At 41.3% G+C, this 23,110-nt stretch carries 19 protein-coding genes; 8 read left to right on the forward strand and 11 right to left on the reverse strand.

The window, feature by feature from the left end; all coding sequences use genetic code 11:
- The first annotated feature begins 14 nt into the window (after positions 1-14).
- From tpiA to folE, 3 genes are read left to right on the forward strand one after another with little or no spacing between them, the layout of a single operon-like run.
- On the forward strand, positions 15-773 hold the full coding sequence (gene tpiA / locus D0T50_RS05330) for a triose-phosphate isomerase (protein ID WP_163222472.1): 759 nt from the start codon (positions 15-17) through the stop codon (positions 771-773).
- A gap of 60 nt (positions 774-833) precedes the next feature.
- Positions 834-1,298, forward strand: a complete 465-nt coding sequence (locus tag D0T50_RS05335; protein ID WP_370520884.1) for an SPOR domain-containing protein — start codon at positions 834-836, stop codon at positions 1,296-1,298.
- 4 nt (positions 1,299-1,302) lie between these two features.
- Positions 1,303-1,887 carry a GTP cyclohydrolase I FolE gene (folE, locus tag D0T50_RS05340; protein WP_163222473.1) on the forward strand — a complete coding sequence of 195 codons (585 nt, stop codon included), beginning with the start codon at positions 1,303-1,305 and terminating at the stop codon, positions 1,885-1,887.
- A 1-nt stretch (position 1,888) separates the two neighbouring features.
- Here folE and dnaG read toward each other — a convergent pair whose 3' ends face one another.
- Positions 1,889-3,844 (reverse strand): DNA primase, encoded by a 1,956-nt coding sequence (dnaG, locus tag D0T50_RS05345; RefSeq protein WP_163222474.1) that lies wholly within the window; start codon positions 3,842-3,844, stop codon positions 1,889-1,891.
- Between the two features lie 447 nt (positions 3,845-4,291).
- Here dnaG and D0T50_RS05350 point away from each other — a divergent pair, with 447 nt between their 5' ends.
- Together D0T50_RS05350 and D0T50_RS05355 are read left to right on the forward strand one after the other, a co-directional pair.
- Positions 4,292-6,463 carry a hypothetical protein gene (locus D0T50_RS05350; protein ID WP_163222475.1) on the forward strand — a complete coding sequence of 724 codons (2,172 nt, stop codon included), beginning with the start codon at positions 4,292-4,294 and terminating at the stop codon, positions 6,461-6,463.
- On the forward strand, positions 6,460-9,222 hold the full coding sequence (locus tag D0T50_RS05355; RefSeq protein WP_163222476.1) for a HAMP domain-containing sensor histidine kinase: 2,763 nt from the start codon (positions 6,460-6,462) through the stop codon (positions 9,220-9,222). Before D0T50_RS05350 ends, D0T50_RS05355 begins: the two co-directional genes overlap by 4 nt.
- Here the strand turns inward: D0T50_RS05355 and D0T50_RS05360 are convergent.
- From D0T50_RS05360 to D0T50_RS05400, 9 genes are all read right to left on the reverse strand, one after another.
- A complete protein-coding gene (locus D0T50_RS05360) occupies positions 9,217-9,990 on the reverse strand; it encodes a prephenate dehydrogenase/arogenate dehydrogenase family protein (protein ID WP_163222477.1) in 774 nt (257 codons plus the stop codon). The genes D0T50_RS05355 and D0T50_RS05360 overlap by 6 nt on opposite strands.
- 7 nt (positions 9,991-9,997) lie before the next feature.
- On the reverse strand, positions 9,998-11,059 hold the full coding sequence (locus D0T50_RS05365) for a bifunctional 3-deoxy-7-phosphoheptulonate synthase/chorismate mutase type II (protein WP_163222478.1): 1,062 nt from the start codon (positions 11,057-11,059) through the stop codon (positions 9,998-10,000).
- A gap of 18 nt (positions 11,060-11,077) precedes the next feature.
- Positions 11,078-12,271, reverse strand: coding sequence for a pyridoxal phosphate-dependent aminotransferase (locus D0T50_RS05370; protein WP_163222479.1), 1,194 nt, complete (start codon positions 12,269-12,271; stop codon positions 11,078-11,080).
- On the reverse strand, positions 12,246-13,088 hold the full coding sequence (locus tag D0T50_RS05375) for a prephenate dehydratase (protein WP_163222480.1): 843 nt from the start codon (positions 13,086-13,088) through the stop codon (positions 12,246-12,248). The genes D0T50_RS05370 and D0T50_RS05375 overlap by 26 nt, the downstream gene beginning before the upstream one ends.
- Before the next feature lie 947 nt (positions 13,089-14,035).
- A complete protein-coding gene (locus tag D0T50_RS05380) occupies positions 14,036-14,380 on the reverse strand; it encodes a hypothetical protein (protein ID WP_163222481.1) in 345 nt (114 codons plus the stop codon).
- Positions 14,381-14,419: 39 nt separating this feature from the next.
- Positions 14,420-15,376, reverse strand: a complete 957-nt coding sequence (locus tag D0T50_RS05385; protein ID WP_163222482.1) for a lipopolysaccharide assembly protein LapB — start codon at positions 15,374-15,376, stop codon at positions 14,420-14,422.
- A gap of 18 nt (positions 15,377-15,394) precedes the next feature.
- Positions 15,395-17,290, reverse strand: a complete 1,896-nt coding sequence (locus D0T50_RS05390; protein ID WP_239058218.1) for an ATP-dependent DNA helicase RecQ — start codon at positions 17,288-17,290, stop codon at positions 15,395-15,397.
- Positions 17,291-17,441: 151 nt separating this feature from the next.
- Positions 17,442-19,163 carry a single-stranded-DNA-specific exonuclease RecJ gene (gene recJ, locus D0T50_RS05395; RefSeq protein WP_163222484.1) on the reverse strand — a complete coding sequence of 574 codons (1,722 nt, stop codon included), beginning with the start codon at positions 19,161-19,163 and terminating at the stop codon, positions 17,442-17,444.
- 138 nt (positions 19,164-19,301) lie between these two features.
- A complete protein-coding gene (locus D0T50_RS05400; RefSeq protein ID WP_163222485.1) occupies positions 19,302-19,775 on the reverse strand; it encodes a MaoC family dehydratase in 474 nt (157 codons plus the stop codon).
- 182 nt (positions 19,776-19,957) lie between these two features.
- Between D0T50_RS05400 and D0T50_RS05405 the strand changes: the two genes are divergently transcribed.
- Positions 19,958-21,106 (forward strand): iron-containing alcohol dehydrogenase, encoded by a 1,149-nt coding sequence (locus D0T50_RS05405; RefSeq protein WP_163222486.1) that lies wholly within the window; start codon positions 19,958-19,960, stop codon positions 21,104-21,106.
- A 223-nt stretch (positions 21,107-21,329) separates the two neighbouring features.
- On the opposite strand, the gene D0T50_RS05410 is transcribed toward D0T50_RS05405, so the two are convergent.
- Positions 21,330-21,764 (reverse strand): thioesterase family protein, encoded by a 435-nt coding sequence (locus D0T50_RS05410; RefSeq protein WP_163222487.1) that lies wholly within the window; start codon positions 21,762-21,764, stop codon positions 21,330-21,332.
- A gap of 212 nt (positions 21,765-21,976) precedes the next feature.
- Between D0T50_RS05410 and D0T50_RS05415 the strand changes: the two genes are divergently transcribed.
- Positions 21,977-22,540, forward strand: coding sequence for an L-threonylcarbamoyladenylate synthase (locus tag D0T50_RS05415; protein WP_163222488.1), 564 nt, complete (start codon positions 21,977-21,979; stop codon positions 22,538-22,540).
- The gene (locus D0T50_RS05420; protein WP_203558186.1) at positions 22,537-23,109 is read left to right on the forward strand and encodes a sugar transferase; all 573 of its coding nucleotides are present in this window, start codon (positions 22,537-22,539) and stop codon (positions 23,107-23,109) included. Before D0T50_RS05415 ends, D0T50_RS05420 begins: the two co-directional genes overlap by 4 nt.
- Position 23,110 lies beyond the last annotated feature (1 nt).

The following is a 23,110-nucleotide window of genomic DNA, read 5'->3' on the forward strand; positions in this document are numbered from 1 at the left end:
TTAATTAGACAAAAATGAGAAAGAACATTGTTGCAGGTAACTGGAAAATGAACAAAACCTTCCCTGAAGGTGTAGAGTTTGTAAAAGAATTAAAGCTTGCGCTGGAGAATGAAAAAACAAATTGTGATGTAGTAATTTGTACTCCATACATTCACTTGGCAGCGGCTGCTACTATTCTCGAAGTATCTGCTGTAGGTGTGGGTGCCGAAAATTGTGCAGACAAAGAAGCGGGTGCGTATACCGGCGAGGTGTCAGCGGCTATGGTTGCTTCTACAGGAGCAAAATATGTAATACTCGGACACTCTGAGCGTCGCGCTTACTATGGCGAAACAGCAGAAATCCTGAAAGAAAAAGTGAAATTGGCACTTGCTAATAACTTGACTCCAATCTTCTGCATCGGCGAAGTGCTTGCTGAGCGTGAGGCTGAAAAACAAAATGAAGTAGTATATGCTCAATTAGCAGGTTCGCTGTTTGAACTTTCAGCTGCTGATTTCTCGAAAATAGTATTGGCTTATGAGCCGGTGTGGGCTATCGGAACAGGAAAAACGGCTACAGCTCAACAGGCACAAGATATGCATGCCTATATTCGTGGTGTAATTGCTGAACAATATGGTAAAGAGGTTGCAGATAATACCTCTATATTATATGGTGGTAGTTGCAATCCGTCAAATGCAAAAGAATTGTTCAGCAATCCTGATGTGGATGGTGGATTGATAGGTGGTGCTTGCTTAAAAATAGCAGACTTCAAAGGAGTAATTGCCGGTTTTAATTAATGTATATAGAAGAGTGTGTCAAAAAAGTTTTGATGCACTCTTCGTTTTATAGATATTAAGATGAGAACTTATTTGATTTACAGTTGGTTGTTGTTGACGCTGATGTTTGTAAACTTTGCGCAGGCGCAGGAGAACAACAGTATTGTTAAGCGTATTGAAACTCCTCTTCCCGGTGAAGGGAAAGTTACAATTTATCAAGATCCGCAAGTTGCTGCATTAATAGGCAATAAGTTGGATGTTGATAAACAAGACAATACTTTTAAGGTTTTGGGTTATCGTGTGCAATTGTATGCAGGGAAAAACTCAAGCAAGTCGCGTAATGAAGCGTATGAAATGGCAGAGAAAGCGAAAGCATTCTTCCCTGACTTGAAAGTGTATGCGCATTTCAAAACACCACGCTGGGTGTGCGAAGTTGGCGATTACCGAACCATTGAAGAGGCAGATGCAATGATGCGTAAATTGCAACGTACAGGTGGTTTCGAAGAGGTGTCGATAATGAAAGGTCAAATTGTAATCTATTTATAATATCATGTTGCATAAAGAAGAGGTAGACTTTCCCGGGATGGATAAGTTGATGTATCATTATAAAAGCATAATTTCTTTACTAGGTGAAGATGTAGAACGGGAAGGGTTGTTGAAGACTCCTGAACGTACAACAAAAGCGATGCTTACGCTAACTGAAGGTTATCGTTTGGATCCGCATGAGGTGCTTTCGTCAGCTAAATTTAAAGAAGAGTACAGTCAGATGGTTATTGTTAAAGATATAGACTTCTTTTCCTTGTGCGAACATCACATGTTGCCGTTTTATGGCAAAGCGCATGTGGCGTATATTCCCAACGGATACATTACGGGCTTGAGTAAAATTGCTCGTGTAGTAGATATCTTTTCTCATCGTTTGCAAGTGCAAGAGCGTATGACACTGCAAATAAAAGAATGCATTCAAAACACACTGAATCCATTAGGTGTTATGGTGGTGGTAGAAGCTAAACATATGTGTATGCAGATGCGTGGTGTGGAAAAACAGAATGCGGTTACTACGACTTCCGATTTTACGGGAGCTTTCAATCAAGCTAAAACCCGTGAAGAATTTATGAATTTAATAAAGCATAGTTAAACTATAATACGACGCGATCTTCTTTGGTTAGCATTCGCTGGGCATCAAGAGCTTCTTTGTACCTATTCATAATTGATTTATACCTATCTGCGTCTTTGGCGATTTCCGGGTCGAGCAATTGTTGTGAAAGAAGACTGAGCTCTTCCTTTACAATGGCAGCTTTGTAGTTGTTGACGTAGTATGAAACTAACTCCAGCAAACGGTCTTCATCTTTGGTTGTATTAATGCTTTGACTTTTGCGTAGCTGATAACGGCTACTGATGAGCTCAACAGCTAATTTACTTATCTCCGCTTTGGGGTGTGATAAAAAGAAACGCTCGGCTACGAATTGCTTGTTACTTCTAACGTTTGCCAATGTTTCGGCAAGTATCTCTTTGTACAAAAGGTTATGCAAAGGAGTCTCATCTATACGGAGACTGTTCTCTATAAGTTCTGCCACAGATAAGGGAACTTCGTTTCCACTATCATCGGCTACGCTGCACACTATTTTCTCTCCATGACGAATTATCATTCGGATGATGGGAGTTTCAAATTTATGAAATTTTTGTTCCTCGCTACTGTTCTCTTGAAAAGTTAAACTTTGATTATCTTCAGTAGGAAGAGGTATAGTAGCTTGTTCCTGACTTTGTGGTTTATTCTCTTTTTCTAATTGCTTTTCTCTTCGTTTGGCTACCTCGTTAACCAATAATTTTTCTTCCACATGAAGCAATTGGCTACATTCTTTGATGTATACCGAGCGTACAATAGCCTCGGGTATGATAGCTATACTTCTGACAATTTCAGTGATGAGCTCTGCTCTTTTTAAGGGGTCTTTTCCTGCTTCTTCCAGTAGTAGATTAGTCTTGAAACGTATGAAGTCCAATTCATGCGATGCGATGTATGCCTGAAAATCGGTCGCATTGTGTTTTCGTGCAAAAGAGTCCGGGTCATCTCCATCGGGCAGTAGCACTACTTTAATATTCATCCCTTCTTCCAGTAACATATCAATACCGCGAATAGAAGCCTTGATCCCTGCTATGTCACCATCGTACAATACTGTAATGTTATTTGTAAAACGATGTATTAGTCGTATCTGTCCGGGAGTCAGTGAGGTTCCCGAAGAGGAAACTACATTCTCAACTCCTGATTGATGCATAGAAATAACATCGGTATATCCCTCTACCAAGAAACATCTGTCTTGTTTTACTATGGCCTGTTTAGCAAAATATATACCATACAGTTCATTACTTTTATGATAAATTTCTGATTCGGGTGAGTTTACATATTTAGCAAGTTTCTTATTATCGGTATTTAATATACGCCCACCGAAAGCAACTACTTTTCCAGATAATGTATGAACAGGGAATATGACACGTCCTCTAAAGCGATCTCGAAGCCCGCCCTCTTCGGTCTCGTAACACAAGCCTGTCTTTATCAGGAATTCTTTTTTGAAACCTTTTTTGTTGGCCTCTTTGACTAATGCATCTCGTTCGTTAGTGCTAAATCCCAATTGGAACTTCTCTATAATATCATCACGAAATCCTCTCTGTCTAAAGTATGCCATGCCCATGCTTTTTCCCTCCACGTGGTTTTTTAGTATTTGCTGAAAATAGTCTTTTGCGAATTGGTTTACAATGAACATACTCTCTCTGATGTTCTGAGCTTGTTTTTCTTCGTTGCTGAGTTCGCGCTCTTTTACCTCTATGTTATATTTCTTTGCTAGGTGCTTCAGGGCCTCGTAGTACGAAAGTTGTTCGTGCTCCATGATGAAATGCACGGAGTTTCCTCCCTTCCCACAACTGAAACACTTACATAACCCTTTGGCAGGAGAAACACTAAAAGAAGGGGTCTTTTCATTATGGAAGGGGCATAGCCCTACATAGTTTACTCCTCTTCGACGTAGGGTAACGAAGTCGGACACAACATCTACAATCTGTGCGGCATCCAGTATGCGGTCTATAGTTGCTTGATCTATCATGGATTATTGCAAGCAAATTTACGTTTTATTTCTTAGAAAATCAAAAGAGTGAGTGGATTGCCAAGTAAGTGCCTCGAAAAGAATATGAAGGGAATTGCCGATTTATTTTATAATTTGAGAATTAATTGTTTATTTTGTGATTGTAATTGAGGAAAATGTCTGTCCCAGACACAATGTTTTTTTGTAGAATGAATAATGTTTGTTAGAATGTTATTCTTAGCTAGTCTAAGATTTATGGCAATTTATGTCTATAAACCTTGATGTGTGCTTGATATACATTACTCTTTTTTTCTAGTGGATAGAGGGAAAAGTAATGCGATTATGGGCTCTTTGTTGCAAAAAACTTGTTTATTTGGGAAAAACATTAAATATTTCGCTCATAATTTACAAGTATTTGACGAATATGTCAAATATATGTTTACCTTTGTAGTTGAAATAACACGTTTTATGAAGCATCAGCTTTTTGTTTTAGTATCGTTTCTCTCTTTTTTAATCCCATCAGTAGTGACTGCGCAATGGCGACTGGCTGATGACAAGCTTGAATATGTGCTTATTATAAGCTCTTATAGCTATGCAGATGAATGGGGAACATCTATTGCAAAATCAATAAACCAGGAAGTCGAAAAGCAGAATTCACAACTTATAGTGAATATATCATATGCAGGTATTCCCGAAAGAAAGACATATCTGTCTGGTAGATTTGGAATGCAATCGGCTTTTACCAGTGGCTTATTATTGCCTCCGGTTGTTTCTGAGGCAGATGAACGAGTTATCCCCAAAGTACTTGTTTTAATAGGCGATGAAGCTTGGATGTATTACCGTCTGATGGAGCGTAATGAGGCTTGGAGCGAAGTGCCTGTAGTATTGGTTGGTGTTCATCCGTCTATTATGGGTGATGTCTCTGACTTTTATACAGCAAGAAGAATCTCCGAAGAGTCATTGGAGTTATTGGAAGAGTCGCATAATGGTATTTGTCGCCGGTTTTCAGCTATAACTAAAGGTGAAGACGAAGCAAATACAATAGAGTTAATGAGGCAACTACTCCCTAGCTTACAGCAAATTTACTTTGTTTCCAACAATAGTTACCAGGATGTATATTCTTTATTGATTTTAGAAGAGTATCTTCGGTTATATCCGGAACTAAAACTCACGGTGGTCGATGTAAAGAATCAAAATGTAATACTTAGCGATAAATCATTGGCGAACGGGAAATCCGCAGTTCTAATAAACTCAATCGAATTGCCTGAAGCTACTTTTGCTCCGCTTTTTACATTAAAAGATAAACCAGACAATAATAATGTATTAGTTGGGGGATATTACTCCAAAGGTAAAGATTATGCTGTTCAAGCTGCAGACTTTGTATTGAAGTCCTTTAATAATGAAGCTTCGGATTACTCCTCATTGGTTACTGTTATAAACAAACATCCTTATTTGAATAAAACTGTTCTTGCTAAGTTTAATATGGCTAAGAATGCGTCGCAAATTCATGATGTGGTTTATACTAACGTACCTCTTCCTTTCCACGTACGGCATATACGTATTATTCTTTTATCGCTATTGGTGCTTGTAATACTGATTATTATTATAGTCTTTAATATAAGAGACAATAGATATAAGAAAAGTATCGCTCAGTCGTATGTTCAGTATAAAAAATTGAATGCGGAATACCAAATTCTATATGATAACATGCCGATGGCGTTGTTTATCTTTGATGTTTCCGGAAATTTGAAAAATTCCAATGCTGCTTCTGGGAACTTGATAAAGCAACTGCGCTTAGGGAAAGATGATGCTAATCTATTCCAGATGGATTTTCTGAATGATTTCATTCGTCAGAAAGTTGCTAATAAGCAGAATGTAAATACCACGATAACCTATCAGGAAAAATGTTATCGTTTGTTTATAAGGAGAATCTTAGACGAAGAGTTAAATAGAGAAAGTATCCTTATGCTGGTTATTGATAACACTGACATACAACGGGAACGCGAAGCAAAAGAACGGATATTTAAGCTGTTTAATTTCGCTATGAATGCTTCTGCGCTGGGTGTTGCAGAGTATAATTACTTAGATAATACCGGTTATGCCACCGAAGCATGGTATGAAAATCTCGCAATAAAAAACATAGGTAAGGAAGATATTCATCGGTATATTGTTGACGCCGACCGCGAAAAGATTAATAACTTTTTAGAGCATATTGGCGAGAAAGATAAAAATCGCTTTTCTGATATTGTTTGTGTAGAGACAGAAGGCGGTAAGCATTGGTTACACTATATTATTCAGTTGTTGGAGTATGCCCCTGAAAAAGGGAAAATCATAGTTCTTGAACTGGCTCTAAATATAGATAAGCAGAAGAGTAGGGAGCAAGAGCTTGCAGATGCATTGGTCACTATTCAGGAGTCGGATCGATTGAAAAACGCTTTCATTGCTAACATGAGTAATGATATACGTCCTTCGTTGGAAGAGTTGGTTAGTTGTTCTAAACAGTTGACCGAATGTGATGATGAAGATGAAAAACAAGCTTTAATTACCCGCATTGAACATAACAACGATATCTTATTGGAGTATATTGCTAACATAATTGATTTGTCGAGAGGCGAGTCGGAAGAAAGGGCAGGCATATGAAACGGATTCTATTAAATATTATCAGTATATGTTGTGTTTTTCTATCTATCTCCGCTTCAGCGAGTGTGAGCGACTCGCCCAATGTGTTGATTATAAATTCATTTGATCAGAAAAAATATTGGGTTGAGGATATGACTCTGCCTATTGAAAAGAAGCTGTTACAGAAATATCCGGCAGCGCGGATTACCACAGAATACCTAAGGGCGGATGTGTTTCCTGTTTCCATTGGCAGTTCGTTTCGTTCTATCTTGTGGTCACTTGTAGATCATCATTTGGATACCTCTTACTCAATAAACACATCTTCGGGCATGATATGCCCTCCCGATGAATTTGCTCCGGATGTGATAATATTAATAGGTGCGGATGCTTTTCTGTACTATCAGTTCTTGGGCGAGAAAATGAGTGTTGCCTGGCGTGAAGTTCCTGTAGTTTTGTTGGATGTAAACGATAAGTATCCGGCATATGCTTGGAATCCACAGTTTTGTGAACTAGCACCTCCCGACTTTGATAAGTTGGTGCCTGCCGAAGAGAAGAGAAGTATTTTCTTTCCGCCTATGGCAGATAGTAATTCTACTTCAGATAGTTTGCAGTATAATGTTACCGGTGTGAAATCGACAATTCCAGTAAAAGAAAATCTGGATATGATTGTTAACCTATTGCCAAACTTGCAAGAACTTATTTGGATTGACGATAAATACTATGCCTCTGAGTATGCTTATTGGCAATTGGAAAAAGAGATTAATGAGCATTACCCCGAAATAACGCTTTCTACTATCCCTTTAGAAACATCCAAAATCGACTCCATCTACAATGAAATGCTTAGACCGGCATCTCATAGAGCTTACATAACGTATGCCTGGGAGTTTGATTGTATGTTTAGTAAGCGTTCTGATGAACAACTACGCTCGCTTTTTACTAATTATTCCACTGTGCCCTGCTTCTCGCTTACTCCACGTAAAGAGAATGATGGATTCTGGGTTGGAGGATATTACCGCATATTCTCTGCCGGTAATGTAGTGGAGCAGGTTCAACGAATTTTATCCGGAGAACCTGCCAATGCTGTTCCATTTATAGAAGTAACAGCAGGAGAAATTCAGCTCGATTATCAACTTCTTGATAAATATGGACTTCTTGACCGTGCGGCTGGGTTGGAGAATGTTAAACTTCGGAACGTTCCACTAAGCTACTTCAAGGAGAATGAAAGGATGATTCTTGTCTATATAATCTTTGGTATTGTTATTATAGGGTTGGTCGTGTATTGGCTTACTAAACTTTTATATAACAATAGAGCTCATAAGGAATACTTGCGTTACAAACGCTTGTATGATAGGTTGCAGATGATATATGGGCAAACTGCTATAGATTTGGCTCTATATGATGCGAAGGGTGCTTGTATATATAGAATTTCCAACGGAAAAGAATTAAATGGAACAGCCAAAGCGAACGATTTGTTATCGCAGAATATTTTTGAAAACCAATATATTAGTGACCGGCGCATGGATCGTATCCGTAATGGTGAGTCGATAAATATTGAAGTTCTTACGGGCGATGATGGTAAATATGCACCCGGTTTCTTGGATAAGAATGTGTATCAGCTTCTTATCAAACCAATTGATGAGATTGATTACCACTTGGCCAGATACATTGCCACTGCTATTGACCTGACGCCAATCATGCGCGAGCGCAAGGAAAAAGAACGCTTTGAGAACTTGCTGACTTTTGCTTCCGATTTATCGCAGATAGGTATTGCTTTTTATAATATAGATTCAGGAAATGGTACGGCTACAAATTCGTGGTCGGTCAATATGAATGAGCAGTTTGTGCCGGGAACCCTTCCTCAATATACCAGTGTGCTTCCTGAGTATCAGAAAGAACTGCTTGCTTACCGCAAAAGGATAGAAGGTGGTGAACGGGAAACATTCTCAAAGGAGATACGTGTAGCCACAGAAAATACAAAACATTGGATTGACGAGCGCCTTTATGTGTCGGATGATGATGACAGAATGTTGGTAGAGTTTAATATCAACGTAGACAAACAGAAGGAGCACGAAGAACTGTTGCAACTGGCAAAAGAAGAAGCCGAAAAAGCTAATCTTGAAACAATCGAATTCCTCAATAGTATTAACCATGAGGTAAGAACTCCATTAAATGCCATCGTGGGATTCTCGGCTATCTTAGCAGCTACACCCAAAGAAAAGGTTACCGAAAGACAAGAGTTTATTTCAATCATCTTAAAGAACAACCAGCTAATAACGATGTTGGTTGATGATATTATTCAACTATCCAGATTGGAGTCCGGGCAGTTTAACTTTGAATATACCCCGATTGATATTGAAAAACTCTTCAATAGTTTATTAGAACAAGGGCATGCCAATGTCTATAAAAAGCAGCTGAATTATGTCATCGAAATGATTGAAGAAGATATAGAGTTACGCACTGACCAAACTTACTTGGAACATCTGCTTACGAACCTCTTCTCCAATGCTATAAAATTCACCGAAGAAGGAGGAACCATAACCCTTGGCTGTCGCAGAGAACAGAATATGCTTCTCTTCTATGTGAAAGATACCGGTTGTGGTATCTCGAAAGCAAATCAAAGACGTATATTCAAACGGTTTGATAAAGTAAACTCATACATACAAGGTACCGGTCTGGGACTCGCTCTGTCTAAGAGCATAGCCGATCGCTTAGGGGGCGATATCGGGGTTGAGTCCGAAGAAGGAAAGGGCAGTACCTTCTGGTTTACCCTTCCTCTATAAGATGTTTTTTCTAATCTTGCTGAGATACTTCTTCATTCCGTCCGCGTCCTTTTCGGTTATTATCTCCAACAGGTTTTTGAGCTCTGTGCGGATGTTCTCTACTTGTGAAGGCGTTCGTGGGTTGAATAAAATTTCCTGTAGCAAATAATCATCTTCATTGAGTAGTCCTTTGGCAATAGCCATGTGTTTTTTGAATGTTGTTCCCGGTGCTTCCTGATGTTTCATAACAGCAGCAAACACAAATGTAGAAACAAACGGAATAGACAATGAGTAAGCAACCGTATCGTCATGCCCATCGAATGTATATTCAAAGATGTTCAGGTGTAGCGTGCTGTACAGGTCTTTGAAGAAAACTTTTCCCAAATGGTCGCTTTCGCTGATGATGATTGCACTTTCGCTGCTCAGGTTGTTGAGGCTGGCAAAGGTCGGTCCGAACATGGGATGTGTTGAGACGTAACGAAATCCGCTCTCCTTATAAAAAGACTTTAATCCGTTCTTTACTGAGGCTATATCGCTAAGAATGCAATCTTTGGGCAATACAGGCAAGATGTTGCGAAACGCTTGGATGGTGTATTTTACCGTTACGGCATTGATAACCAACTCGGGCTCAAACTCCTTAATCTCTTCGAGTGTAGTAAACCGGTAGGTGTTGTACACAAAGCGCAACTGTTGTGGATTGATGTCATATACCGCTGTTTCGTGTTGAAAGCTAAGTACATCGGTAAAGAAAGAGCCCATTTTGCCGGCTCCAAGAATTAATATCCTCATGGCGCTTCTATTTATTTATAATTTCAACTTGTTGGCGAACACTCTCTTCGTGAATGGCTTCGAATACCTTCTTTATAAATTCCGGTTCCAGTTCACACTGTATGGCCTGTTCGGCATATTTATCCAATATCTCGTTGTAGCGTCCGGCTTGCAACACTGTCATGTTGTGCTCCTTTTTGAACAAACCGATTTCGCGTGCCACACGCATACGTTTAGCTAGTATCTCCATCAGGCTATTGTCGCACTCATCTATTTGTTTACGTAGTTCCGAGAGGCTTTCGGTAGATTGCTTTTCGTTACGAATAACCAACAAACCAAGAATGTATTCCAATACCTCCGGCGTAATTTGTTGTGAGGCATCACTCCATGCGGCATCGGGATTGCAGTGCGATTCTACAATAAGTCCGTCAAATCCTAAATCCATAGCTTGTTGACTGATAGAAGCAATCAGCTCTCTCTTTCCACCAATATGGCTTGGGTCGCATATAATAGGCAGGTTCGGAATACGACGACGAAGCTCAATCGGTATATGCCATTGCGGCAGGTTGCGATACAATTTTTTGTCGTAGCTGCTAAATCCGCGATGAATAACACCTAAGCGTTTCAGCCCTGCGTTGTAGATGCGCTCCAGTTCGCCAATCCATAGTTCCAGGTCAGGATTTACAGGGTTTTTAAGCAAGATGGGTATATCCACACCTTTCAGTGCGTCGGCAATTTCTTGCACGGCGAAAGGATTTGCCGTGGTACGGGCACCTACCCAGAGCATATCAATACCTGCTTTCAGACATTCGTACACATGTTGCGGGGTGGCAACTTCGGTAGCTACGTACATGCCTGTCTCTTTCTTTACTTGTTTCAGCCACGATAGCCCTTCTACGCCTACACCTTCGAAACCTCCCGGCTTAGTGCGGGGTTTCCATATACCGGCACGGAAAATTTTGATTCCTTTTCCTGCCAACTGTTTGGCGGTATCTAATACTTGTTCGGGCGTTTCCGCACTACAGGGACCGGCTATGATGAGTGGTCTTTGGGCTTCTACGCCCGGTAATAAGATTGATTCGAGTTCCATATCTGTATGTTTTGTATTTTAATGATTTGATTTCTTTAGTTTTTTTATTCGCAATAAAGCTTCTTCCAACCTCGCTTCATTGCAACAGAGGGATATGCGTATGTAGCGAGCACCATTGCTCCCGAAGATAAAGCCCGGTGTAAGAAACACCCTTGCTTTGTGCAATACTTCTTCGGTTAGCTCTTCTACGTTTGCGCACTCCTCGGGGATGCGTCCCCATAGGAACATGCCAACCTGTTTCTCGTCGTATCTGCAACCAAGTTCCTCCATGATTTGTCCGGCTAAGTTGCGGCGCAAACGGTAGTTGGTGTTGTTGCCTTCGTACCAAGAGTCATCTGCTTCAAGAGCTTTGGCAGCCGCCAGTTGCATAGAACGGAACATGCCGCTATCAATATTGCTCTTTACTTTAAGAATCCATTCCACAAAGGTAGCATTCGTTGCTAACATACCAATTCGCCAACCGGGCATATTGTGACTTTTGCTCATAGAGTTCAGTTCGATGCAACATTCCTTGGCTCCGGGGACAGATAGAATGCTCAACGGGTGGTTGTTCAAGATAAAACTGTATGGGTTGTCGTTGACAATAACAATACCTTTGCGCTTTGCGAAGTCCACCAATTGTTTATAGAGTTCGGGCGTAGCGTTGGCACCGGTAGGCATATTGGGATAGTTGGTCCACATCAGTTTCACGCGGCTCAGATCCATTTGTTCAAGCTCATCGAAGTTGGGCATCCAGCCGTTTTCCTCTTTCAGGTTGTAGTTGATAACTTCCGCACCCAGCAGTTTGCTGAGCGAAGTATAGGTAGGATAACCCGGATTGGGTACCAATACCTGCTCGCCCGGATTAACGAATGCCAATGTAATGTGCAATATACCTTCCTTTGAACCAATAAGCGGCTGAACTTCGTTGGCAGGGTTAAGCTCTACGCCATACCATTTTTTGTACCACCCGGCAAAAGCTTTGCGCAGCTCGGGTATCCCTACGTAGGGCTGATAGCCGTGTGTATTGGCTTTGTGCGCATCGGTGCAAAGTGTTTCGATTGCTTCGGCAGAAGGTGGCAAGTCGGGGCTTCCTACACCCAGACTTATAACGTCTTTTCCTTCAACATTCATTTGTGCTACTTCTTTCAATTTCTTCGAGAAGTAGTATTCGCTTACTCCCGACAATCGTTCTGCCGGTGTAATGTTATACGTTTGATTTTCCTTCTGCATATTCGCCCAGTATTTTTAATTCTTTAATCAGTGGTGTGATGGCGCTAAGCGCTTGTTTGTAGCGTAGCAAATCGCTAAAAGCCAGGTCTACATAAAACAAATACTCCCATTCGCGACCGATGATAGGAAGCGATTGTATTTTGGTGAGGTTGATGTTGTAGAACGAAAAGATAGAAAGCACTTGCGATAAGCTACCCTCTGTGTGTGGAAGTGAGAAGACAATGCTCGACTTATTTACCGCTTGTTTGCATCCGCACTCATCTGCCATCCAAGGGTCGGCTACAACGAGGAAACGGGTGAAATTTCGTTTGTTGGTTTCAATTCCCTCTTGCAGAATCTTCATATCATATAGCTCGGCAGCGGCTTTTGAGCAGATGGCTGCATGACCTTTCAGGTTATTGAGCTTTATTTTCTCGGCGCTTCGCGCAGTGTCTTCGCCTTCTACTACTTTTAATTGCGGATGTTGGTTCAAGAAATCGCGGCACTGCATCAAGGCAATAGGGTGGGAGTTTACTTCGGTAATATCTTCCCAATCTTCATTGGGCAGACATACGAAACAGTGCGAAATGCGCAGTTTATATTCTCCAATAATCTGCGTATTGCTCTCTTTGAGTAACTCATTGTTGTGCAGCAAGCTACCGGCAATGGTATTTTCTATTGCCAGCATCCCCAGTGTCCGGGCATCCTTCTTGATTTCCGCAAAGATGTCTTCGAACGTATTGCAGCAAACGAGTTCGATTTCTTCCTCTCCGAAATAGTTGTGTGCGGCAATATCATGATACGACCCCAATGTTCCTTGTATAGCTACTCTCTTCATAATTATTTGCAAAAAAAATCCCGCTTCCATAATTGGAGCGGGACTTGTATTTATTTCTGTTTCTTATTTAATGCTGTATGACTACTGTTACATACGAACCCCCGCTCTCACTTGTTGGCTAAAGTAAAAGTAATAAAAGAAGTTGTATGTAAAAGAAAATGTATTCATCTGGATAACGTTTTGTTTGTTATTCGTGGGCAAAGGTAATATAATTTTGATAAATGCAAGAATTTTGTGATAATTATTTAGAAAAAGGCAAAAAACCTTGTCTGTTCCGCTTTCTTAACTCTCTTGAATAATAAACGAACGATTGTCAAAATGACAAAATGTTACTTGCTCACTACTGAGAAAATATAGCCAACGATCCGCGTGTGCTCAAAAAAACGCAACCATTGCGGTTTTGCGTATGCAGAAAGATGATGATTTCTCTATATAATAAACATAACGGTAGTATATATTGATAATAACGTCATATCGATGTTGTTTGCTTGCTATTGCTGTCGATGTGCTTGTTTTTGATTTGCGAAAGGCAAGGCGTTAAAATGTGTTCTTTTGCATTGTTCCTGCAAAGTTATTCACTCTTGGTAGATGAGCTAGTACTTCTTTTACTGTTTGCTTATGGCATTTGAGTCTTCAGCCATAAGCAAACACCCTTTCTTCCATAAGCATTTACCTTTTGAGCCTATTTCTCATAAGAATGCAGTCAGTTTCATATGGGTTTGCAGTCAGTTTCTCCTGCTTTTGAAGTGAGTTTTTCGAAAAAATGACTCCATTTTCGAAGCTATCGTGAAGAAAAATAAGAGGAATTCAATTTCAATGAGGAGCCAATCCCTTTTATACGTCGTATGAAGGGGGTGGTTAAGGTTGGTAATCAAAAAAAAGAAGCGTTGAAAATATCAAAACGCTTCTTTCGATGAGGAATAAGTATTAAAAAGATTTGTTTTTAGCTATTCTTCTTTCTTTTGTTCTTTTAGTTTTTCAATGCAGGTGTTGGTTATTTCTTCCATATTTTCTTCTACGAAAGCATGCAAATCCAACTCGTTCATGGCTGCAAATGTAGAGTCCTTCTGATAAAGTTCTTCCAGGAAGCAGGCACATATAGCGATAGCTCCTGTAGAATCTAATCCCTGCTCGATAAAAATATTGGCACATAACTCTATGTTCTTATCAAGAGTCTCTTCAAACTTGTTGCTATTGGGCTTGCTCTTGCAGCCTAAGCAAAATAGAAGAGGAATGGACAGCAGTGTCGCTGCTTTTAATAGCCGGGTAGGAGTGAGCCTATTTCTTTTCATAATGATAGGTTTTAGCGTGAGTGAAGATTAAATTTGTACTTAGTTGAACGGCAAGCCTAACGTATTTCCTGCATCATGAATCAAGTCCTTTGCCTGTGCATGGCTACCTTTAATGGGGCTTAGCTCCATGGCTTTCTTTTCGTCTTCTTCGGAACCGTCCTTATCTCCGTTTAGCAACTTCGCCCGGCTACGCTGATGGTATGCCTGTTCAGAACTGGGGTTTAACTCGATGGCTTCGTCAAAGAGCTCAATAGCTTCTGCTAGCCTGTTTTGTATTATGTAGAGTTGCCCCAAAGCAATGAATGCCTTGTCGTTGAAAGGGTTCATCTCGGTTATTTGCCGGTAGCACTGTTCGGCCTCTTCGGTGGCACCTGTGTTTTCTTTTATTTTAGCAGAGAGTAACAAAGCGGTTTCTTCTTCGGGAACAATATCGAGAATGATTTTTATATCTTCCATAGCATCATCGTAGTGTTGTGTATCCGCAAGTATTTCGGCACGCATCAGGTGCGCTTCCACAAACTCTTCTTTTAAGGCAATGGCTTTTGTGAGTTGGGCAATGGCTTCGGATTCTTTCGTTAATCCGTGCAGGGCTTTGGCGGATAAGAAGTGGGCGGCAGCACTTTCGGCATCAACTTCCAACGCTTTGGTGCTAATGTTCGCCATCTCTTGGTAAGCTTCTTGTATGAAATAAACCTGTGCAAGCGTGAGGTAGCTACTTAGCATGTGGGGTTCCATCTCAATCATGCGGGTGAGGAGTGATTCGCACTTTTCGAACTCCTCTTGTTGCAGGTAGAGCTGTGCGAGGTAGCCCATTGTCTCGAAGTCCTCTTCAAGCTCCAAGGCGCTTTCGAAGCATTTTTTCGCATACGCTATTTGACCTATGCGTTGTGCGCGAAGCCCATCGTACTTGAGGATGTCAAAGTTCTTTTTGTTGCTTTTCTCTTCGTTGTTTTCGTTCTCTTTGCCTTTAAAAAGGTTCTTGAAAAAGTTTCCCATGTTTGTTCTATTGTTTGATTATGATTTTCGTTGTAATTTTCCGTTGACGTTTTCCACCTCTCCGCTCTCCAGCAAGAAACTTAATACTTTGGCAAGAATCTCTTTGTCCGATTCAATGTGTAAACCCATCTCTGCCGGGGTACGCGGACTCTCTTGTAATAGAGCCAGTACCTGTTTTCTGACAAGATCAAACTCCGTTTGCGATAGGTTGCCTGCTTTTCTTTTGGATATGCAAACGTCGCACTGTCCGCAATCGTTTTCGTTTTTCTCGCCAAAGTAGCGCAGTAACATACGGCTGCGGCAATTGGTTTCGGAAGAAACATATTCAATCATGGCTTTAATGCGTGTTTCGTATCGCTCTTTGCGCTCTTCGTAAACTGTTTTACTTATGGAGAGGTATTTTAATTCCATACGTTCGCACGTATAGATAATAAAAGGAGTTTTCTTGTGTGGAATGTAATCAATAATGCCTTGTTTAGAGAGCGACTTAAGTATTTCGTAAATACGTTCGCGCTTGATGCCTGTGCGTATGCAAAGAGACTCTTCGTTGATGTAGGCATAGTCGGTAAATACTCCCGTATAGGAACGTAGAATGGTTTGAATAAGCAGGTCTACCTCCTTGTCCATCTCTCGTAGACGATATAACTCTTCGCGAGCAATGACGAAGATAAGCCGCGAAGCATTGTCCTGCTCTTCGGTGTATTCAATATATCCTGCCTGCGTTAGAATCTTCAACGCGCTATCTGCCGGAACGGGGAAGTGCTTATACTTGCGACAGAAGTCTTCCAAGCTAAACTCAAACGTACAGCCTCGTCCGTCGCCCATTGCCATTTCAAAATAATAGTTGAGGTGTTCGTACACGTTCTTAATGTATTCTCTGTCGGGGAAAGTGTCGGGAATACGCTTGCTGAGGGTGGTCTTGTCCGACTTGGCATACAGAATAACCGCGTATGCTTTTTGTCCGTCACGTCCTGCCCGCCCTGCTTCCTGGAAGTATGCTTCGATAGAATCGGGCAAATCCATATGAACCACTAAACGTACATCTGGTTTGTCTATTCCCATACCAAAGGCGTTTGTGGCAACCATTACACGACTTTCGCCACTTTGCCATCTCTTTTGCCGAAGGTCTTTAGCGTCGTTGTTTACACCTGCATGATAAAAATCGGCGGATATCCCTTCGCGCTGTAGCAGTTCGGTAATCTCTTTGGTTTTCTTGCGGTTTCGTACGTATACAATGGCGCTTCCGGGCAGGCTGTTTAGAATATGTAATAGCTCTCCTTGCTTATTGTCCGTGTTGCGAACGATGTATGCCAGATTCTTTCGCTCAAAGCTCATGCGGAACACATTCTCTTGTGCGAAAAGAAGTTTGTCCTGTATATCTTTTACGACGTCGGGGGTGGCGGTGGCAGTTAGTGCTAACACCGGTACGCCGGGGAGTTGTTCTCTTAGTTCGGCTATTTTAAGGTACGCCGGGCGAAAGTCGTATCCCCATTGCGAAATGCAGTGGCTTTCGTCCACGGTAATCATGCTTACCTTCATGGAGCGTAGCTTGGCGCGAAAAATGTCGGTGTTGATTCGTTCGGGCGAAACGTAGAGAAACTTATAATCTCCAAAGATGCAGTTCTCTAACGCTATGATGATTTCCTGCCGTGTCATGCCCGAATAAACTGCAATGGCTTTGATTCCGCGATTTCTTAGGTTCTGTACCTGGTCCTTCATCAGGGCGATGAGTGGAGTTACCACAATACAGATTCCTTCTTTTGCCAACGCGGGTACTTGGAAAGTGATGGATTTTCCGCCACCCGTAGGCATTAAGCCCAGTGTGTCCTTACCCAAACCAATACTCTCAATGATTTCTTCCTGCAGGTCGCGAAAGGTGTCGTAACCCCAGTATTGTTTGAGTATGAGCCTCATTCTATCCCTCTCCAAAGAAGAGGGGGAAGAACCATTCGGGATGTTCTCTTTATCTATATTACTACTCATACCGTAATTAATATACCCTGAGAAGAAGTTCATGCCACAGGTCTCTCCTCCCTCTTCTTTGGAGAGGGTTGGGGTGAGGTTCCTATTCTGCTGGTCTGATGTCTTCTATTTGTAATTGTACTTCGCCTCGTTTGTGGGTGTTCTCTTCGATGGTATAGCAAATGTCAAAGGAACGTTTGGTTTTGATGTATCTAACGTGCGAACTTTGTCCGAAGGCAATACCATTCATCACATTGTTGGATTTATTGTCGACCAACTCCAGTTTGATATGTTCCTGATCGCGTCCTACCACTTTGCTCGTTCCATAATCATATACATGATGCGTGGAGAAGATTGGCTTGTTGTTGTCCGGCCCGTATGGATTGAACTTTCTCAGGTCATTGAAGAACTTGGGTGTTATATCTCTGAAGTCAATCAGCGCGTCAATGTCAATCACGGCACTGGTCTGTTCGGGCAGTATATGCTCGGCAACAAAGTCCTCGAAACGTTTGGTAAAAGCGGGAACATTTTCTGCTTTCATTGATAACCCGGCGGCGTAAGTGTGTCCACCAAAGTTTTCTAACAGGTCGCGACAATGTTCTATGGCTTTGTAGATGTCAAAGCCCGATACCGAGCGTGCCGAACCGGTAGCCATATCGTCTGTGCGGGTAAGTACTACGGCTGGGCGATAAAAGATTTCGGTAAGACGTGATGCCACAATTCCAATAACTCCTTTGTGCCATGTCTCATTAAAGATAACAATGGAGCGGCGGTCTGACAAGTCTTCCAGCTCTTCTACAATCTTGTTCGCTTCCTCGGTCATGCTCTTGTCGAGGTCTTTGCGTGTTTCATTGTAGAGGTTTATCTGGTCAGCTTTCTCCAAGGCAATGGAGAAATCTTTTTCGGTAAGAAGGTCTACGGCTTCTTTCCCATTCTGAATACGTCCCGATGCATTGATGCGCGGACCTATTTTGAAGACGATGTCGCTTACGGTAATGTCACCTTTGTCGGTTAGTCCGCAAATATCTATAATAGCTTTCAGTCCTACACTCGGGTTGCTGTTCAGCTGCTTCAACCCATGATAGGTGAGGATGCGGTTCTCGCCCATAATTGGGACAATGTCCGAAGCCACACTTACCGCCACTAAGTCGAGCAGTGGGATAAGGTGATGAAACTCTATGCCATTGTTCATGGCAAAGGCCTGCATAAACTTAAAACCTACGCCACATCCCGAAAGATGTTGATAGGGGTAGGTGTTGTCAAAACGTTTGGGGTTAAGGATAGCTACTGCAGGAGGCAGTACATCGTCGGGCACGTGGTGGTCGCAGATAATGAAATCGATTCCTTTTTCCTTTGCGTAAGCAATTTCATTAACTGCTTTAATGCCACAATCAAGTACTATGATAAGTCCTACTCCTGTTTCGAGCGCATAATCTACGCCTTTGTAAGAGACTCCATAACCCTCTTCATATCTATCGGGTATGTAGTAATCAATGTTTGAGTAGTACTGTTGCAAGAATTTGTAAACAAGAGCAACCGAAGTTGTTCCATCTACATCATAGTCTCCATAAACTAAAATTCGTTCTTTCTTTCCCATAGCCTCGTTCAGGCGAGCCACTGCAATATCCATATCTTTCATCAGAAATGGGTCATGCAGATCCGGTAATTGCGGACGGAAAAACTTCTTGGCTTCAGTGGGCGTTGTAATCCCACGTTGAACCAATAACTTTCCTAAGATAGGGCTGACCCCTATCTCATATGCCAGTTCCCGGCTTATCTCTTCTTGTTCGTGTGTAATGGGCAGATAATTCCATCTGTGGTTCATTATATAGTGTATTTTCTTTCCTTTTCTTAGGCCTGTAAAGGCAAACCTCTAAAGAGGGCTTGTAAAAGTACGAAAAAAACTATAGAATAATAGGAGCGGACTATATAATTAAAAAGATTTAATTAATAACGGTGATATCTATCCTTTAAAACCCTCTTCGAAGTGGTATAGGAAAATTACTGTCGCTTCGAATGCGTTCTTTGGAGAATCTTTGATTTCCATGGTTACTTTCATCTCGGCTTTGGCTACACCACGCAGATTGACAATAGACATGAGTTTGGCACGCAGCCTTATTTCGCTACCAACAACTACCGCTTGGTTGAATTTAAGCTTGTCAATACCGTAGTTTATTAATGACTTAACATTTTTTACTTCTACGATTTGTTCCCACAAGTGTGGCAGCAAAGATAACGTGAGGTAACCGTGCGCAATAGTACTCTTAAAGGGGCTTTCTTCCTTAGCGCGTTCCACATCAACATGTATCCATTGATGGTCGTGTGTTGCATCGGCAAATAGATTAATTTGCTCTTGAGAAATAGTTATGTACTCTGATACTCCCAGCTCTTTGCCTACGTATTGTTCAAACTCGTTGTAACTGTTGATTGTATTCATTTTAATTCCGTTTTAGGGGCGTAAAGATAATGTTTTTTTGGATAATCTCCTTATTCAATCAAAATCAGCTCGCAATTGTGAAGATATGATTTTCATTCTGTGGAATAATTAATAATACTTATATTTGCTTCCCCGGGCGAAACAAGCGTCTGTGGTTTTGTTTCTATTAAAAAACAGCTATTATGAAGAATTTTGTATATCAAAACCCTACCAAGTTGGTGTTTGGAAAAGGACAAATAGCCAAGTTAAGTGAACTCATCCCAAAAGAGAAGAAGGTCATGATTACTTTTGGAGGCGGTAGTGTTAAGAAAAACGGTGTGTATGATCAGGTAGCGACAGCTTTAGCCGGCCATCAGTATATTGAATTTTGGGGAATAGAGCCCAATCCATCGGTAGAAACAGTGCGCGAAGCAGTAGCGTTAGGCAGAGAGCATGGTGTTGACTTTTTGCTCGCTGTGGGTGGCGGCTCTGTGCTTGATGGCACAAAACTGATTGCTGCAACGTTGGGAGCACGCGAAAAAATAGACCCATGGAGTATTGTACAGAAAGGTTTTGCACCCGAGGCTATTCCGTTTGCCTCGGTCATGACACTCCCGGCAACCGGATCGGAAATGAATAGCGGTGCGGTTATTTCTCGCAAGGAGACTAATGAAAAGTATGCTTTCGGAGGAAATTATCCGGAGTTCTCCATTTTGGATCCTGAAACAACCTACTCGCTGCCATCTACACAAATAGCCAATGGACTATCGGATGTGTTTGTACATGTGGTGGAACAGTATATGACTACTCCGGGACAGTCGCGTGTGATGGATCGTTGGGCAGAAGGAATCTTGCTTACGTTGTTGGATATCGCCCCGAAAATCAAAGAAGACCCAAAAAACTATGATGTAATGGCCGATTTTATGCTTTCGGCAACGTTGGCTTTGAACGATATGATCCAGATGGGTGTGACTCAAGATTGGGCTACACACATGTTGGGACACGAGTTGACTGCGCTAACCGGTATTGCTCATGGTGCATCTTTGGCTATTGTTTATCCTGCTATGCTGCGTGTATTGAAAGAGCAGAAGCATGACAAACTACTTCAATATGCCGAACGTGTGTTTGGAATAACTACCGGTAGCGAAGAAGAACGTATTGATAAAGCAATCGAAGCAACCGAGGCTTACTTCAAATCCTTAGGACTGGCTACCCACTTGTCTGAAGCCGGCATTGGCGAAGATATCATCGCGGAAGTTGAACGTCGTTTTACAGAACGTGGTATAAAGGTTGGAGAAGGACGCAATGTAGACGGAAAGATGGCAAGAAAGGTACTGGAGTCTTGTAAATAAGCTACTTAAGTGCTCTTAATTTCTCAGTGTTTTTTGGTGCTGAATTCACTGGTTTTTAGTGCAAAAAACACTGAGAAATGATGCGAAAATCAGTCAGAAAATTTGTTGTGAAGACCTTGTGAAGGATAAAAGAGGAGGTCTTCACACATAACCTACTTACAGCTATGTAGTTATAGCGTTTTGTGAAGGTGAAGACCTATTTCGATAAACTCCGTTTGGATGGTTATTTCTTCTTTCTCAAGTCCCTACGTTCAAACGCGCAAATAGCTTCTTTCCAATCTTCGGGAATCTCTTTTGAGTCGTGCTTCTCTAAATCAAACGCAACAAGTATTGATTTGCAGATACATTTTACCTCTTTACTATCTGTATCTATTACGCGTTGTACCAATGTCATGCTTTTATTCCCTATCTCTACTACTGCTGTCTCTACTGCTACATTGCTGCTTGCCTTAATTTGCGAAAGGAAATTAGCTTCTATGTTTACCACAACTACACCATTTTTCTCTAAGTCCAAGAGAGGATAAACCGTGCTGAAGTACTCCGCTTTTCCTAAATCGTAATACATAAAGTAAACGGTGTTGTTTACATGTCCAAACTTATCGAAATCGTTGAAACGTAATTGGATAGGTAACGTATGATAAAATCTTAAATCTTCCATAGGGTTTTATTTTATTGGCTGCAAAAGTAACTTTTTATTGGCTGTTTAACAAATAAGAAGCTTATAGTAATTATTCTGTGGAAATTCAAAACAGCTTCTTAACTTGTTAATGAAAATGGAAGTATAACAAATAAATGTACTGTTTTGGTTTTTCCACTCGTTGTAAATGACTATTTTTGCGCGACAATACTATGTAAGGTAAAAACAAACGTATGCAAGATGATATTAAAAAAGCCTGCGAAGTAATGGATAAGGGAGGGGTTATTCTCTATCCTACCGATACGATATGGGGTATTGGCTGCGATGCTACAAATGAAGAAGCCGTTCGACGTGTGTACGATATAAAGAAAAGAATAGATAGCAAAGCACTGCTTGTGTTGGTTGACAGTTCGGTGAAAGTAGATTTCTATGTAGATGAAGTGCCCGATGTAGCTTGGGATTTAATAGAATTGACGGATAAACCACTCACTATTATTTACTCCGGTGCCCGAAATCTTGCACCCAATTTATTGGCTGAAGATGGCAGTGTGGGTATACGTGTAACATCCGAAGACTTTTCGCGCAAACTATGTCAACGTTTTCGCAAAGCGATTGTTTCTACCTCTGCCAATGTAAGCGGACAGCCTTCTCCAAGTAATTTTAGTGAAATAAGCGAAGAGATAAAAGCCGCTGTTGATTACATTGTAACATATAAACAAGAAGATACGAGCCACCCCAGACCTTCGGGTATTATTAAATTGGGAAAAGGTGGAGTGATAAAGGTTATTAGAGAATGATAAAGTGCTTGTTGGATTATATTGTTGCTTTTCTTGGACTGGTAGTATGCCTGCCGCTATTGCTGTATATTATCATTCGTATTCGTTTAGAAAACACAGGAAGCATATTCTATATACAAGAACGACTGGGCAAAAACAGTGTTCCGTTTAAGTTAATCAAGTTTCGCACGATGTACGAAGCAGCAGAGCAAGACACTCCGCAATTGGCAGTCTTGGGCGATAAACGGATTACTCCCTTTGGTCGTGTGCTCCGTAAATATCATTTAGATGAAATTCCGCAGTTGTGGAATGTGTTGCGTGGCGAAATGTCGATGGTAGGTCCACGTCCCGAGCGTGCTTATTTCTCCAAACAACTGATAGAGCGGAAACCGGAGTGTGTTCGCTTGTTTACGGTAAAACCCGGCGTGACCTCACTTGGAAGTGTGAAGTATGGATATGCAAGTTCTATTGACGCAATGATTGAACGTTCGCAATACGAACTTTATTATGTAGATAACTGCTCGTTGCTGATGGACTTTAGGATATTGATAGGAACGATTCGCGAAGTGTTTTCCGGCAAAGGAATATAAT

Origin of the sequence: Bacteroides sp. 214, from assembly GCF_010501015.1 — a bacterium.
In the GTDB taxonomy this organism is placed as follows: Bacteria; Bacteroidota; Bacteroidia; order Bacteroidales; family Bacteroidaceae; genus Bacteroides.